This is a genomic window from Streptomyces sp. NPDC088794 (assembly GCF_044750545.1).
Lineage (GTDB): Bacteria > Actinomycetota > Actinomycetes > Streptomycetales > Streptomycetaceae > Streptomyces.
In genome coordinates this window covers 102,809-116,548 of record NZ_JBIVKB010000019.1, presented here as the reverse complement: position 1 = coordinate 116,548, position 13,740 = coordinate 102,809, and the positions used below count along the sequence as shown (strand labels likewise).

Annotated in this window: 13 protein-coding genes; 6 read left to right on the top strand and 7 right to left on the bottom strand. The window is 70.7% G+C overall.

Annotation, left to right across the window (positions count from 1 at the left end; translation table 11 throughout):
* Positions 1–64: 64 nt before the first annotated feature.
* Entirely contained in the window at positions 65–1,069 is a 1,005-nt protein-coding gene (locus tag ACIP6U_RS40610; protein WP_401727778.1) for a zinc-binding dehydrogenase, read from the bottom strand.
* On the bottom strand, positions 1,066–2,226 hold the full coding sequence (locus ACIP6U_RS40605; RefSeq protein ID WP_401727777.1) for a mandelate racemase/muconate lactonizing enzyme family protein: 1,161 nt from the start codon (positions 2,224–2,226) through the stop codon (positions 1,066–1,068). Before ACIP6U_RS40605 ends, ACIP6U_RS40610 begins: the two co-directional genes overlap by 4 nt.
* Before the next feature lie 226 nt (positions 2,227–2,452).
* Here ACIP6U_RS40605 and ACIP6U_RS40600 point away from each other — a divergent pair, with 226 nt between their 5' ends.
* On the top strand, positions 2,453–3,265 hold the full coding sequence (locus ACIP6U_RS40600) for a hypothetical protein (RefSeq protein WP_401727776.1): 813 nt from the start codon (positions 2,453–2,455) through the stop codon (positions 3,263–3,265).
* A gap of 22 nt (positions 3,266–3,287) precedes the next feature.
* Here the strand turns inward: ACIP6U_RS40600 and ACIP6U_RS40595 are convergent, their stop codons facing one another.
* The gene (locus tag ACIP6U_RS40595) at positions 3,288–3,725 is read right to left on the bottom strand and encodes a MarR family winged helix-turn-helix transcriptional regulator (protein WP_401727775.1); all 438 of its coding nucleotides are present in this window, start codon (positions 3,723–3,725) and stop codon (positions 3,288–3,290) included.
* A 101-nt stretch (positions 3,726–3,826) separates the two neighbouring features.
* On the opposite strand from ACIP6U_RS40595, the gene ACIP6U_RS40590 reads away from it, so the two are divergent.
* On the top strand, positions 3,827–4,825 hold the full coding sequence (locus tag ACIP6U_RS40590) for an NADP-dependent oxidoreductase (protein ID WP_401727774.1): 999 nt from the start codon (positions 3,827–3,829) through the stop codon (positions 4,823–4,825).
* Between the two features lie 90 nt (positions 4,826–4,915).
* Here ACIP6U_RS40590 and ACIP6U_RS40585 read toward each other — a convergent pair whose 3' ends face one another.
* Together ACIP6U_RS40585 and ACIP6U_RS40580 are read right to left on the bottom strand one after the other, a co-directional pair.
* On the bottom strand, positions 4,916–6,076 hold the full coding sequence (locus tag ACIP6U_RS40585; protein WP_401727773.1) for a serine hydrolase domain-containing protein: 1,161 nt from the start codon (positions 6,074–6,076) through the stop codon (positions 4,916–4,918).
* 15 nt (positions 6,077–6,091) lie between these two features.
* Positions 6,092–8,665, bottom strand: a complete 2,574-nt coding sequence (locus tag ACIP6U_RS40580; protein ID WP_401727772.1) for a M14 family zinc carboxypeptidase — start codon at positions 8,663–8,665, stop codon at positions 6,092–6,094.
* 181 nt (positions 8,666–8,846) lie between these two features.
* Between ACIP6U_RS40580 and ACIP6U_RS40575 the strand changes: the two genes are divergently transcribed.
* The 3 genes from ACIP6U_RS40575 to ACIP6U_RS40565 all read left to right on the top strand — a co-directional run bounded on the left by ACIP6U_RS40575 (position 8,847) and on the right by ACIP6U_RS40565 (position 10,767).
* Positions 8,847–9,707: a hypothetical protein gene (locus tag ACIP6U_RS40575; protein ID WP_401727771.1), complete on the top strand. Its 861-nt coding sequence runs from the start codon at positions 8,847–8,849 to the stop codon at positions 9,705–9,707.
* A 61-nt stretch (positions 9,708–9,768) separates the two neighbouring features.
* Positions 9,769–10,308 (top strand): DUF1707 domain-containing protein, encoded by a 540-nt coding sequence (locus tag ACIP6U_RS40570; protein WP_401727770.1) that lies wholly within the window; start codon positions 9,769–9,771, stop codon positions 10,306–10,308.
* A gap of 30 nt (positions 10,309–10,338) precedes the next feature.
* On the top strand, positions 10,339–10,767 hold the full coding sequence (locus ACIP6U_RS40565) for a VOC family protein (RefSeq protein ID WP_401727769.1): 429 nt from the start codon (positions 10,339–10,341) through the stop codon (positions 10,765–10,767).
* Between the two features lie 35 nt (positions 10,768–10,802).
* Here the strand turns inward: ACIP6U_RS40565 and ACIP6U_RS40560 are convergent, their stop codons facing one another.
* Positions 10,803–11,435 (bottom strand): DUF6000 family protein, encoded by a 633-nt coding sequence (locus tag ACIP6U_RS40560; RefSeq protein ID WP_401727768.1) that lies wholly within the window; start codon positions 11,433–11,435, stop codon positions 10,803–10,805.
* 107 nt (positions 11,436–11,542) lie between these two features.
* Here ACIP6U_RS40560 and ACIP6U_RS40555 point away from each other — a divergent pair, with 107 nt between their 5' ends.
* Positions 11,543–12,340, top strand: coding sequence for an EI24 domain-containing protein (locus ACIP6U_RS40555; RefSeq protein ID WP_401727767.1), 798 nt, complete (start codon positions 11,543–11,545; stop codon positions 12,338–12,340).
* A gap of 3 nt (positions 12,341–12,343) precedes the next feature.
* Here ACIP6U_RS40555 and ACIP6U_RS40550 read toward each other — a convergent pair whose 3' ends face one another.
* A complete protein-coding gene (locus ACIP6U_RS40550) occupies positions 12,344–13,633 on the bottom strand; it encodes a pyroglutamyl peptidase (RefSeq protein ID WP_401727766.1) in 1,290 nt (429 codons plus the stop codon).
* Between the last annotated feature and the right edge of the window lie 107 nt (positions 13,634–13,740).

Genomic DNA, 13,740 nt, shown 5'->3' with positions numbered 1-13,740 from the left:
TACGGAAAGGCTGGGTGGTACGCCGGTACGGGGACCGTCAGGTCGCCCCCGTACCGGCGTACGTCTAAGGGCGAAGGAGCACCTTGCCGACCTTCGGATCGCCGGACCCGACCAGCTCGATGGCGTGCGGGAACTCGTCCAGCGGCAGCTCGTGGGTGACCAGCGGCAGCGGGTCGAGCAGCCCCGCGCCGAAGACCCGTACCGTGTGCGCCCAGGCGTCCGGCGGAGCCCCGAAGACGGTGTGCACCTCCAGCTGCCGCACGACCAGGTCGGTCGGGTCGAGTCCCTCGGCGCCCGGCGCCGGGATCCCCGTGAGCACCAGCCGGCCGCCCCGCCGGAGCAGACCGGCGGCGGTACGGGCCGCGTCCGCGGAGCCCGCGGTCTCGATCACCACGTCGAAGTCGTCGGGCAGCTCCTCGTCCTTGGTACGGAAGTCGGTGGCGCCGAACGTCCGCGAAAGCTCCGCGCGGTCGGCGCGCGTGCCCACCACGAGCAGCTCCGCGGGCGAACCCGCCTTGAGGAACTGGATCGCGAACATGCCGAGCGTTCCCGTGCCGACGACGGCGACCCGCTCACCGGGCCGGGCGTTCGCCTTGAGCGCCGCCGCCGCGATGCAGGCCGCGGGCTCGAGCAGCGCCGCGGCCGTCAAGTCGGCCTCGTCCGGCAGGACATGGAGCAGCCGGGCGGGCAGGGTCAGCGTCGGGGCCATCGCACCCGGCTGGGTGAACCCGGTCTCCTCGTACCCGGCCGTGCACAGCGTGGTCTCGCCCGCGTGACAGCGGTCGCACACCTGGCAGTTGCGGAACCCCTCGCCGACGACCTTGCGCCCCACGAGACCTGACGGCACCCCGGCGCCGACCGCCGTCACCGTCCCGGACCACTCGTGCCCGGGCGTCAGCGGGTAACGGACGTACCCCTCGGGCCGGTTGCCCTGGTACACCTCGCGGTCGCTGCCGCAGATGCCGACCGCGTGGACGCTCACCAGCGCCTCGCCGGCCTCCGGACGCCGGGGCTCGTGCGCGGCCAGCCGGTGCTCGCCCGGCGCGTCGATGACGACGGCGCCACTCACTGCTCGGTGCCCTTCGGCCTGCGCTGCTCCCAGCCCTCGGCCCACAGGTCGAACCGGGCCTGCTGCTGCGGGAATTCGGCCGCCGCGTCGGCATCGAACTCGACGCCGAGGCCGGGCTTGTCGGAGAGGTGGAAGTAGCCGTCCACGACCTCCGGCGCGCCCTTGACGATCTTCTTGATCTCCGCGTCCGCGAAGTCGTTGAAGTGCTCCAGGATCTTGAAGTTGGGGGTGCTGAAGCCGACCTGGAGCGAGGCGGCGGTCAGTACGGAACCGCCGACGTTGTGCGGCGCGACGAGCACGTAGTGCGTCTCGGCCGTCGCGGCGAGCTTGCGGGTCTCCCAGATGCCACCGATATGGCCGACGTCCGGCTGGATGATGTCGACGGCCTGGCTCTCGAACAGCTCGCGGAACTCGATCCGGTCGTGGATGCGTTCACCGGTGGCGACCGGGATGTCGACCTTGGCCGCGACCTTCTCCAGCGCCTTCAGGTTCTCCGGCGGGCACGGCTCCTCCAGCCAGGCCGGCTTGAAGGGCGCCAGCTCGTGGGCGAGGCGGACGGCGGTGGCGGGGGAGAAGCGGCCGTGCATCTCCAGCATCAGCTCGGCGTCCGGGCCGATCGCGTCCCGCACGGCCTCGATCAGCGAGACGGCGTACAGGGTCTGCTCGTGGTCCAGCTCGAAGTGCCCGGTGCCGAAGGGGTCGATCTTCAGCGCCCTGTACCCGCGCTCGATCACGCCCTGCGCGGCCTTGTGGTACGCCTCGGGCGTGCGCTCGGTGGTGTACCAGCCGTTGGCGTACGCCTTGACCCTGTCGGTCACCTTGCCGCCGAGCAGCTGCCAGACGGGCACCCCGAGGGCCTTGCCCTTGATGTCCCAGCAGGCCATCTCGATGACGGCGATGCCGGACATGACGATCTCGCCGGCCCGGCCGTAGTCGCCGTACTTCATGCGTCGTACGAGGTCTTCCACCGCGAACGGGTCGGAACCCAGAATGTGATTGGCCTCCGCCTCCCGCAGATAGCCGATCAGCGCGTCGGTGTGCCCCAGCATCCGGGTCTCGCCGACTCCGGTGACCCCTTCGTCGGTGTGCACCTGGACGTAGGTCAGGTTGCGCCAGGGCGTCCCGACCACGTGTGTGCTGATTCCGGTGATGCGCACGGCAGTTGCCCCTCAGCTGTTCGAGATTCGCTGTTCGAGATTTCGTCACACGTTCGAAATGCTGGCGTGACAGTAAGGACGGGGCATGAGAAGTGTCAATGGGTCGAACGGGTAACGGTTTCGACAAGCATTCGGGGGACCTTTCGGTCACCAGTGCCGTCTCCCACAGAACCTTCACAGACGCGCCTAGGAACCTGACCGTCCGGGAACTTAGTCTTCCCGCGTCATGGACTACTGCCTCCCCTGCCGCCGGCACCTCAACGGCGCCCTCGCCTGCCCGGGGTGCGGTGCACCCGTAGAAGAACTCCGCGCGCAAGCGGGGCAGCAGCCCAACGAGGAGCGCCCGCAGGCGAGTTCGTACGACGGTGAGGGCACCGCACGGGTCGACGCCGGCGCGGACGAGGCCGAGGAGACCGGGGAGACCGGGGAGAACCACGACGACGAGGACGCGCCGGCCGGGCGGGCCGCACGGCGTGCGCAGGACCGGGGACGCGGGCGCGGCCGAGGCCGTGGCGCGGACGCCGAAGGGCCCGGCGGTGGCGCCAGTCGCCGCGATCGCAAAGCCGCGGCACACCGACGTCGCAGACGCAGAACCCTGCTGATAACCGCCGGCTTCGTCCTGGCCGCCGCGGGTCTGAGCCTCGCGGAACTCGGCGTGGACGCCCCCTTCTCCACCCCCAAGCCGGCCGCGGCGGGCGACGCCTCGGCGGAGGGCGGTTCCGGCGAGGAGGCCGGCGGGACGGCCAAGCCGCTGGACGACAGGTCGGACAAGGGGAGCGGGTCGGACTCCCCGTCACCGGACGACTCCGCCTCGCCCTCGGCCTCCGAGTCCGAGAAGGACAAGGACAAGAAGGGCGAGGACGACACCAACTCACCGTCGCCCACGCGGACTTCACAACCGGGCGTCACCTCGTCGGCGCCGGCCGAGAGCGCGCCGGCCTCGACGCCCACACCCACCTCGGACCCCACGACGTCCGACCCCAGCCCGGACCCCTCGCCGTCGGAGACGTGCGACCGGTTCCTGTGGTGGTGCGCGTAGTCCGCCAAGCGGGCGTACCCGCCTAGGCGTTGAGCATCCTCTGCAGCAAATCCCGCAAAGACAGCCGCTCTTCGTCCGACAGGCCGGCCAGCGGTGCGCGGGCGAAGCGCAGGTCCTCGCGCAGTTCCCGGGCGACCCGGAGTCCCTCGTCCGTCGCCGCCGCCAGCTTCACCCTGCGGTCCGCCGGATCGGTCCGCCGCTCCACCAGGCCGCGTGACTCCAGCCGGTCCACTATCCCCGTCACGTTCGACGGCTCGCACTTCAGCTTCCGCGCCAGCTTGCGCATCGGCAGCGGCTCCAGCGACAGCAGGCTCAGCAGCCGGGCCTGCGCCCCGGTCAGGGCGTGCTCGCCGGCCGCGTCCTCGTAGTCCTCGTAGAACCGGGCCACGACATCGCCGATCAGCTCGACGACCTCCATGGTCAGCGGGTCGGGGCGGCGGGTCCTCTGCGGTGTGGCCATGCCTTCAGGATACCCCGTTACTTGACATCATGAAATGTTAGCTGCATGGTTATTTCAGGTACTGAAGCATTTCTGCAGTGGCAAGCGTGAAAGGTTCCGTCATGATCAACCGCGAATGGCACCTCCTCAGCCGTCCCGTCGGCTGGCCGAAGTCCGAGGACTTCGCCCTGGTCGAGGCGGAGATCCCGACGCCCCGCGAGGGTCAGGTGCTGGTGCGGAACAAGTACCTCTCCGTCGACCCCTACATGCGCGGCCGCATGAGCGCCGCCAAGTCGTACGTCGCCCCCTTCGAGCTGGGCAAGGTCATGCAGGGCGGCGCGGTCGGCGAGGTCGTCGAGTCCAAGGCCGAGGGCATCGCCGTCGGCGACCACGTCCTGCACTTCCTCGGCTGGCGCGAGTACGCGGCCACCGACGCGAAGAACGTCGTCAAGGTCGACCCCGACACCGCGCCCCTGTCCACCTACCTCGGCGTCCTCGGCATGACCGGCCTCACCGCCTACGCCGGCCTGCTGCGCACCGCCTCCTTCAAGGAGGGCGACTCCGTCTTCGTCTCCGGCGCCGCCGGTGCCGTCGGCAGCCAGGTCGGCCAGATCGCCAAGCTCAAGGGCGCCTCGCGGGTCATCGGCTCGGCCGGCTCCGACGAGAAGGTCAAGCTGCTGGTCGAGGAGTACGGCTTCGACGCCGCGTTCAACTACAAGAACGGGCCGGTGAGCGAGCAGCTGCGCGCCGCCGCACCCGACGGCGTCGACGTCTACTTCGACAACGTCGGCGGCGACCACCTGGAGGCGGCCATCGGCTCGCTGAACCAGGGCGGCCGGATCGCGATCTGCGGCATGATCTCCGTCTACAACAGCACCGAGCCGGTCCCCGGCCCGAAGAACCTCGGCCGCCTGATCCAGACCCGCGGCCGCATCGAGGGCTTCCTGGTCGGCGACCACTACGACCTCCAGCCGGAGTTCGTGGCCGAGGTCGGACCCTGGGTCGCCTCGGGCGCCCTGAAGTACCGCGAGACCGTGGTCGAGGGCATCGAGAACAACCTGGAGGCGTTCCTCGGCCAGCTCCGCGGGGACAACACCGGGAAGATGATCGTCAAGCTGTAGGACGTACGGCCCTCTCGGCCGTCGGACTACTGGAGGCCGCACCCCTGGACGTGGGGTGCGGCCTCCGCCCGCTGGATAAGCCGCCGCTGCTCACCCCGCCGCCCGACCCGCGAGAGCGGCCGCGTGTACGGCCATGACCAGCCGGTTGTTCTCCGGTGCCGCCCCGCCGGGGAAGGCGAAGCGGCGGCGGGTGTAGCCGTAGGCCAGGCCCGAGCGGGGATCGGCGAAGGCCTGGGAGCCCGCCGCTCCGCTGTGCCCGAAGGCGCCCGCGCCCAGGAACGCGTGCCAGGTGTCCGCCGTGGCCTGGAAGCCCAGGCCGTACGAGCGGTGGGTGCGGGTGACCAGGTCGTAGCCGGCCGAGTGGATCTGGCCGACCTCGGCGATGGTGTCCGGCTTGAGCAGCGGCGGCCGCCCGTCCACCTCGCTGACCGTCGCCGCGTACATCCCGGCGAGCCCGCGCGCGGCGGCGACACCGCCCGCGGACGCCGGTCCCTTGGCGCGTACGGCACGGGAGTTGATGTAGTCCACGAGACCCACGGCGTCCGGCGCGTGCTCGTTGAACGCGATCGAGGCCAGGGTATGCGGCCCGGTCGGCACCGAGTCCAGCACCGCCTGCTCCGGCGCGGTGGGGATCATCGGCTGCGCGGGACGGAAGCGGGGTTCGAGGGCCGCGGGCAGACCCAGGTGGAGGGCCAACTCGTACGGGACGCGCACGCGTTCCTCGAAGACGTCCTGGAGGGTACGGCCGGTGGCGCGGCGGACGACCTCGCCGGTGAGGGCGCCGATGACCAGCGCGTGGTAGCCGAAGGCCGTCCCCGGGCGCCAGAACGGGCGCTGGTCGGCGAGGCGTTCGGCGATCTGCCGGTCGTCGGCGAGCTCGGCGGGGGTGAAGCCGGTGTCCGTGCCGACGACACCCGCCTGGTGAGACATCAGCTCGCGCAGCGTGAGGGCGCCCTTGCCCTCGGCCGCGAACTCCGGCCAGTAGTAGGTCACCTTGCGGTCCAGCTCCAGCGTGCCCTCCTGGACGAGGAGCGCCACCACCAGATGCGCGGCGCCCTTCGTGGACGAGAACACCCCGAACAGCGCGTCGGGACCGCCGTCGCCCGCCCACAGGTCGACAACCCGCCGGCCGTGCACGTACGCGCACAACTGGCCCTCGTAGTCCGCCCGTTCCGTGGCCACGAACGCGGTGAACTCCTCGCGTACCGCCTCGTACCCGTCCGCGACGGTGCCGTGGATCTCCTGAGTCATCCGCTCTCCTCGATCTCAGCCGCTGCTCGCGTGCGCCATGCTGAACAACGCCCGTCCGACCTGCGGGAGTTCCCCCTTCGGGTGATCCCGGAAGAGAGGCTCCGTGCCGAACAGGACGACCTGTGGGCCGCTGACGACGGACGCCTGTCCGCCCGCCGCGGCGGGACCCCCCGAGCCGTCGGCGAGCGGCCGCCAGTGCCCGGAGAGAAGAGGATCGCCGGTCGCGTACGACTGCTCCACCCGCACGTCCGGGCCGAGCTCCGTGAACCACACCGGCGCGTAGACGAAGCCGTGGTCGGGGGCGCCGGCGGTGACCGGGCCCGAATTCACCACGCGCACCACGCCGTTGGCGTCCCCGTTGCCCTCCACGGCCCGCGCCTTCAGCAGCCCCGCCGCCGAACTCAGCTCCGCGCCGGTCGCCCCCCGCCCCACCAGTCCGTGACCGGCGAGGAAGGCGTCCAGGGCGGCCCGTGCGGTGTCCGTGAGACCGTCCCGGTCCAGCCCGGCGGAGACGAACAGCACGTCCGTAGCCGACCAGTCGAAGCCGGCGTTGAGGACACCGGTCGAGACCGGGGTGACGTCGAAGTCCATCTCGCGCAGCGCGAACAGCTCGCCCGCGGTGACGGCGGCGGCGACCCGGACGCGGTGGAGGGGAGTGGTCGGACCGGCCTGCCTCGTCGCGTCGAAGGCGACGTCGTACGCACGGGCCGCGGCCTCCACCTTCGCGCGCACCGAGGCGGACACCGGCTCCGGGACGAGCGCGCTGCCGTCGGCGGCCCGCCGTACCGGAACGCCGTGCCGGAGCAGGGAGTTGAGCGCCGCGAGTTCGGCCGGATCGGTGAGCTTCAGGCGGAGGGCGCCGCGCGGGGCGACGTACCCGACGCGCGCCGCGGCCGAGACGGGGCGCAGCGGCAGACCGGCGAGGCGTCCGTCCGGCACGGGCCGCACGGTCGCACCCCACAGCCGCCCCAGACTCCAGCCGGAGATGTCGTACATCACCGACACCTTGTCGCTGATGTCCCGCCCGTCCGCGAGGAGCACGTTCGCGAGCCCCCGCTTGGGCTGGCGCATGTCGACGACGTACGAGCCCTTGGCGTACGTCCGTCCGCCGAGCCGGATCGCCCTGCTCGCGCGGGTGACGCGGACGTCGTTGGCGAGGAGGTGGTCGACGAGCCGGGCGGCGGCCGTGGTGGCGGGGCTGGGGATGACGTAGGCGCGCGGGAAGTCGGTCGTGTAGACGTCCTCCGGGCCGATGCCCGGCACGCCCGGGACGGTCCGCTCCGACACCGGCACCTGGGCGGCGCCGGTGGCTCCGCGGCGGAAGACCTCGATCTGGTCGGCGATCAGGGGGGTGCGGCGGGCGCCGACGAAGTCGAGGGTGGCACGCAGGGCGGCGCCCGCCACGTCCACGTTGATCGCGGCCCGGCGGCGGAGTTCGGTGACCGGCAGGTTGTCGTAGGCCGCGTTGTTGACCTGGAGCGGGATCTCCACCGTGTGCGCGGCGACCGTGCCGTGGAAGGCCGCGTACTGCGGGGTGAAGATCGGCGGCCAGTCGTCCCAGCCCTCCTCCTGGTCGCGGAAGGGGATCTGGGCCGGCTCGACGCCGTCCGCCGCCGGGGTGTAGCCGAGGCCGTTGACGGCGGCCTCCATGCCGAGGGCGTTGGCGTAGGTGTTCTTCAGGAAGAGGTCGTACTCGTAGTTCTCGCCGTGCGGGGGAGTGGTCGGCTCGATCAGGGTGCCGTTGACGTACCCGTGCAGATCCAGCATCACGGCCGGCTGCTTGTCGATCTCGGTCTGCCGCATGGCCCGCACCTCGGGCTGCGAGGCGGTCACGAAGTCCCGGTTCAGATCGAAGCCGTTGGCGTTCGTGCGGGTGCCGGCGATACGGCCGTCCGGGTTCGCGGTGACGTTGAAGTAGAGGCGGGTGTGCGCGAGCAGGTCCTTCGTCCTCGTGTCCTTGGCGGTGGCGAGTCGCTCGATGAGCGCGAGCGAGGCGTCGGTGCCCTCCCACTCGTTGCCGTGGATGTTGTTGTTGAAGAACACGGGCGCCTTGTAACGCGCCTTGATCTCCGGGGACTTGGCGGCCGTGGCGGGCGCGTTCTCGATCAGCTCGCGCATCCGCTCCTGGGCCGAGGCCTCGCGGGCGGTCTCCGGGGCGGTGACGGTGACCAGAAACAGCCGATGCCCACCGGCCGACCGCCCGGTCACCTCGACACTCACCCGATCACCGAGCCGCTGCAGGGAGTTCAGCTTCGGGGCGATGGCGTGGTACGGGGTGAGGCCGAGCTTGAGGGACTTGTCGGCGGGGTTCTCGGGGTCGGAGGAGAGGACTTGGCGTCGGGGATAGCCGAGGGGAGTACTGGTGCCGGTGCTGGTATCGGCACCGCTGGCCGCCGGATCGGCGAGGGCGCGCAGGGCGGCGCTTGCCGGAGTCCGGGCCGCCGTACCGCTGTCGAGGGCCGCGCCCTCCCGGACGGGTGGCTTCGGGTCGGCGCCGGCGGTGTGGGGGGTGAGCAGGAGTGAGCCTGCCGTGGTGAGCGCGAGGGCGGTGAGCAGGGGTCTCGCAGGGACGGTTCGCGTGATGCGCACGTGTACCTCCTCCGGGGCTTCCTGAGATCGGTACGGCGAGATGTACCTGTTCGACTCAACCGCAACAAGAGGGAGTTCCCGGCACCGATGCCCCGGATGGCGCATCCCGATGGGTGCGATCGGGGCATGCTGAGAGCGGCGGCGACCACCGGCGGCGGTGCGCGAGGCGAGGAGAGACCCCTTGGCAACGATCCCTTCGCTCCCCAGCAGGGACGACGTACTGCGCATGGCACGCAGCACGACCGACATCACCGGCCAGCTCCTGGACACGGCCGGCAACATCACCAGGATCGCGATCAACACCTTCGATCCGAGGGACGGTTCGGGCGCGGAGGCACTGCGCGTACTGCGCGAGACGACGGCGGAGCTGGCCGAGGCGAGCGCGTCCCCGCAGGCCCAGGAGGCCTTCTACCGGATCGTCGACACCCTGACCCGCCTCGGTACCACCGGCGCACCGCTGGCCGTGCACCCGGTCAGCGAGCCCGCCCAGGTCCTCCTCGCGGCGCTCGGCGACAGCCTGTTGCCGGTGCTGGACGCGGTGGAGCCGGCGGTGGAGGAGTTCGCGACGGGGCTCGGAGACCTGCTGGAGGCGAGCTCTCCGCTGCTGCCGGCCGTGGCCGGGGTGATAGCGGGCGTACTCCTCGCGGCGACCCCGGTGATCCGCTCGACGGCGGAGGTGCTGCGTGACGCGTCCCCCGAACTCCGCCGTATGGCCGACGCGTTGACGTCGGCGCTGGCGCCCCTGCTGCCCCTCCAGGTGGCGTTGGCGGAACGAGCGGCCACGGCCGGAGCGGGCGTGGCCCGAGCGACCCTGTCCCCCCTGGCGGACCTCACGGAGGCGGCAGCGGCGACGACCCAGACGGTCCGGCCGGTACTGGTCGCGGGAGAGGAGCTGTTGGTGTCGACCCTCGAACAACTCCAGCCGCTCCTCATGACGGTGGCATCGAGGACGGGACGATTGGCGCGTTCGGCGGCGGTACGGGTGAGTGCGGCGGTGGCGCCGGCGGGGGAGCGGGGGGTTGTGGTGGCGGTGCCGGCTTGAGGCGCGGCGCGGGAGACGCATCGCCTGGTGGCCACGGCACGGCCCCGCTAACGTGACTGCCATGCCGAATGACCTCCCCGACCTCCGGGCATCGCACGAGGACCGCGACCGGGTCGTGGACGTCCTGCGGATCGCCGCGGGCGACGGCCGACTCGACGCCGAGGAACTCGACATCAGGCTGGAAAGCGCGCTGACGGCCCGGACGTTGGGCGAGCTGGCGGAGCTGACCGCGGACCTGCCGAGCGCGCCGGCAACCAAAGCCAAAGACGTCCTGGTGGTGGAGCAACACGGCGGCAAGTACATCCGTGAGGGCCGCTGGACGGTACCCGCCCGCATCGAACTCCGCACCCAACTCTGCCGAGTCACCTTCGACTTCACCCACGCGGAGATCACCTCGGACGTCCTGCGCATCGAGACGGACATGGTGCACGGCAAGCTGTTCTTCGTCGGCGCGCGGGACATCACGATCGACACGGACGAACTCAACCTCACGTACTCCAAGCTGAAGCTCCGCCGCAAGATCTCCACCGAGGCCCCCCGCCTCCGCGTCGAACTCACCGGAAGGCTCCTGCACGCGAAGGTGATCGAACGCCGATCGTGAGGGTGCTGAGCCCCTTGCTAGGGTGCGCCGATGTCATCGATCAAGCAGTTCCAGGTCACCTTCGACTGCGCGGAACCCGAGCGTCTGGCTCGCTTCTGGTGCGAGGTGCTGGGATACGTCGTACCGCCGCCCCCGGAGGCTTTCGCCACCTGGGACGACTACAAGAACGCGCAGCCCCCTGAGGAGCGGGACGCGTGGTTCGCGTGCGTCGACCCCTCGGGCGTGGGCCCGCGCCTGTACTTCCAACGCGTCCCCGAAGGAAAGGCCGTCAAGAACCGCGTACACCTCGACGTACGGGTCGGCACCGGCCTGGTGGGCCCGGAACGCCTCGCCGCACTGGAGGCCGAGTGCGCCCGCCTGCTCCCACTGGGCGCGGTCCACGTACAAACGCTGTACGACGGCACCGACGCCTGCATCCCGATGCAGGACATCGAGGGCAACGAGTTCTGCATCGACTGAGGGTCCTCGGAAGGATGCCTACCGTCGGCGAGGGGTCACATCACGTCGTGCCTGCGCGTCGGACAGTGCTTGGCACTCTCGTCAGCGAAAACGCAGAGCTTACCGATGAACTCCCGGTACTCGGCGGGGTAATCGAGATCCCTCGCGGGCGGCCCGGCGATCCACCGCTGCCAGAGGCCGTCCGGGGCGAGGAACCGGGCCGCGTGGTCGGTGCCGAGTTTGGCGTCGAGAAGGAGGAGCGAGCCTAGGGCGCCGGTCTGGTCGTAGTCGAGGTCGGGGCGACGCAGGTAGTGGTCGAGGTAGGCCACCAAGAGGTCGGCGTCGGCGGCGGTACCGAAGGTGGCCAGCGCGACACAGTACGCCTGGCCCGCATAAGGACCCTTGCTGGCGAGCAGGACTTCGCCGAGACGTTCCCGGAACTCGGTTCTGCCGGCGACAGCGATCAGCCAGGCCGCCGTCCCGCTCTCACGCCATCCCCCGTCGAGCAACAGCCTCAGTTCTCGAGGGGTGATCTTCCCGGCGTCCTTGCCCAGCTTCCGCGTGAACTTGGCTCGGTCGCGCCTGCTCAGATAGAGAAGAGCGCCGCCCAGTTTGAGGTACCGGCGTCCGGGAGTGACATAGCGGCGGATCAATCTGAACAGCTCAGCTTCTTCAGCGGTTTGACGCATGGCGGCATCCTCGTACGCACACAGCCGTCTTCGGACCGCGGCCCCCCCAAAGGCCCCTCACAGACACCGGCCCCCACCCCGAACCCGCCCGCCGATAGGCTTCCCGTATGCGAGATCTAGGGGCCGGCTTCACGTACCTTCTGAAGGGCCATCAGTGGGCGGCCCGGCACGGCAGGCAGTATGGGTTCGGGCTGTTGCCGGGGCTTATCACGCTGGTGCTCTACCTCGCGGCGCTGATCGCGCTGGCCCTCTGGGGTGAGGACTTCGTCACCTGGGCCACGCCGTTCGCCGACGACTGGTCGAGTCCGTGGCTCGGTCTGTTTCGGGGGTTCCTGACCGCCGTGCTGTTCGCGCTCGCCCTGCTCCTCTCCGTGCTGACCTTCACCGCGATGACTCTCCTGATAGGGCAGCCCTTCTACGAGAACCTCTCCGAGAAGGTCGACCGGGATCTGTCCCCGGACGGCACCGCGCCCGAGTCCGGGCTGCCGCTGTGGCGGGAGTTGTGGATCTCGGCCCGTGACAGTCTGCGGATCCTCGTCCGTGCTGCCGTCTGGGGCATCCTGCTCTTCGGCCTCGGCTTCCTGCCCTTCGTCGGGCAGACGGCGATCCCGGTGATCGGGTTCTTCGTCACCGGGTTCTTCCTCACCGAGGAACTCACCGCTGTCGCGCTTCAGCGCCGAGGCGTCGACCTGCGCGCCCGCCTCACCCTCCTGCGCTCCCGCAAGACCCTGGTCTGGGGCTTCGGCACCCCGCTGGCCGTGGCCTTCCTGGTCCCGTTCGTGGCCGTCTTCCTGATGCCGGGCGCGGTCGCGGGCGCCACCATGATGGCCCGCGACCTGTTGGACGAGGGAACGGCGGAACCTGATCCCGAGCCCGAGCCCGACAACAAGCGACTCACCTTCTGAACGTCACTTCCCGAACGTCACGTCCGCCGCCACCGTCACGATCGCCCGCACCTGATCGATGATGTCCAACCGGTTCTGTACGAACTGCGGATCCGTCACCGCCCCCGTCGCCGGATCCGTGTTCCCCGCCCCGAACTGCAGTACCGGCGTGTGCACATGCCCACCCGGCAGCGTGTCGTGCAGACCGAGCCGGTCGCGCAGCAGCGTCGCGCGGTACGCGATCTCGTTGGAGAGATAGTCCCCACCGCCCCCGGCCCGCGCGGTCGACCCCGCCGTCGGCCCGTCCTCCCGCACGACCGGAACCGTGCCGCCCGCCGGTATCTCGGTGACCGCCGTGTGGTCGTACACCGGGAACCGCCCCGTCTGAGCGGCCACGATCGCGGCATACGGCAAGGTCGTGGTCGTCCACTGCGGCTGCGAGGCCGGGTCCGTGACCGGCACGGTCTCCGTCCTGCTGACGTTGTCGTTGTCCGGGAACCCGCCCCGCCAGGCCCCGTTGGTCCGCTCCACGTCGATCCGGCCGACCCGCCCCTGACTCACGGTCGTGAACAGGTCCACCTGCTTCAGATACGGCCGCAACGTCCGCTCCACCGTCCCGTCCGCGAAGTCCTGCCACCGCACCGGGAAGACGACCGTCTCGATCCGCGCCGGCCCCTCCGCCGTCCTGATCACCGTGCCGTCGAGCGCGAGCGCGGTCGCCCCGGAGGGATTGGAGATCCGGATGTCCCGGTCCAGCGTGAACGGGTCGAAGCCAGTCACGAGGATCCGCTTGACGCCTTTCCCGTGCGATGAGTTGACGCCCTTGCCCGACGACGGCTTGCGCGGGTAGCGGATGTCCTCCTGCCCCCTGGACGTCCGCTCCAACGCGCCGATCAGCGCCGCGCGTCGAGTGTCACTCAGCCCGAACCCCGGCTCCCAGGTGCGTACTTCCTTCGTCAACCCGAGCCGCGCCCAGTACAGCGGCCGGTCGTCGTCCCGGCTCAGATCCCCGCCCGCCGGCCCGCGCCCCTGCGCCCGGTCCACGGCCCGCCGCCACAACGCCGACCCCTCGCGTACGACGATCCGCCGCGCCTCCGCATAGGAACGGGCCCGCTCCAGCGCCCGCGCGAACCCCGGTGCCACGTCGTCGAATCCGGACCGCTGAAGGATCTCCTGCGGTACGGCCCTGTCGAGCCGCTGTTCCTCGACGGTGGGCGAGGGAACCGTCTCGGCGGCGGTCGCCGCAGTGGGGGTGGCCAGGCCGGCCATCAGGGCCAGGCCGAGTACGCCGATCCGAACACGTAGAGAACTCAAGGGAGTCGGGTCCTTCCGTCGCCGTGGGGTGCGTGGTACCGGACGGCCGCAGTATCGCCCGAGGGAAGTGGTCCACGCCATGGGGCAGGTGAGACAGCCGGATCGGG

Excerpts from the sequence above, each read along its gene's own strand:
- ACIP6U_RS40600 (WP_401727776.1), top strand. The coding sequence starts at position 2,453 with ATGGACTACTGCCTCCCCTGCCGCCGGCACCTCAACGGCGCCCTCGCC.
- ACIP6U_RS40595 (WP_401727775.1), bottom strand. The coding sequence starts at position 3,725 with ATGGCCACACCGCAGAGGACCCGCCGCCCCGACCCGCTGACCATGGAG.
- ACIP6U_RS40590 (WP_401727774.1), top strand. The coding sequence starts at position 3,827 with ATGATCAACCGCGAATGGCACCTCCTCAGCCGTCCCGTCGGCTGGCCG.
- ACIP6U_RS40585 (WP_401727773.1), bottom strand. The coding sequence starts at position 6,076 with ATGACTCAGGAGATCCACGGCACCGTCGCGGACGGGTACGAGGCGGTA.
- ACIP6U_RS40570 (WP_401727770.1), top strand. The coding sequence starts at position 9,769 with ATGCCGAATGACCTCCCCGACCTCCGGGCATCGCACGAGGACCGCGAC.
- ACIP6U_RS40565 (WP_401727769.1), top strand. The coding sequence starts at position 10,339 with ATGTCATCGATCAAGCAGTTCCAGGTCACCTTCGACTGCGCGGAACCC.
- ACIP6U_RS40560 (WP_401727768.1), bottom strand. The coding sequence starts at position 11,435 with ATGCGTCAAACCGCTGAAGAAGCTGAGCTGTTCAGATTGATCCGCCGC.
- ACIP6U_RS40555 (WP_401727767.1), top strand. The coding sequence starts at position 11,543 with ATGCGAGATCTAGGGGCCGGCTTCACGTACCTTCTGAAGGGCCATCAG.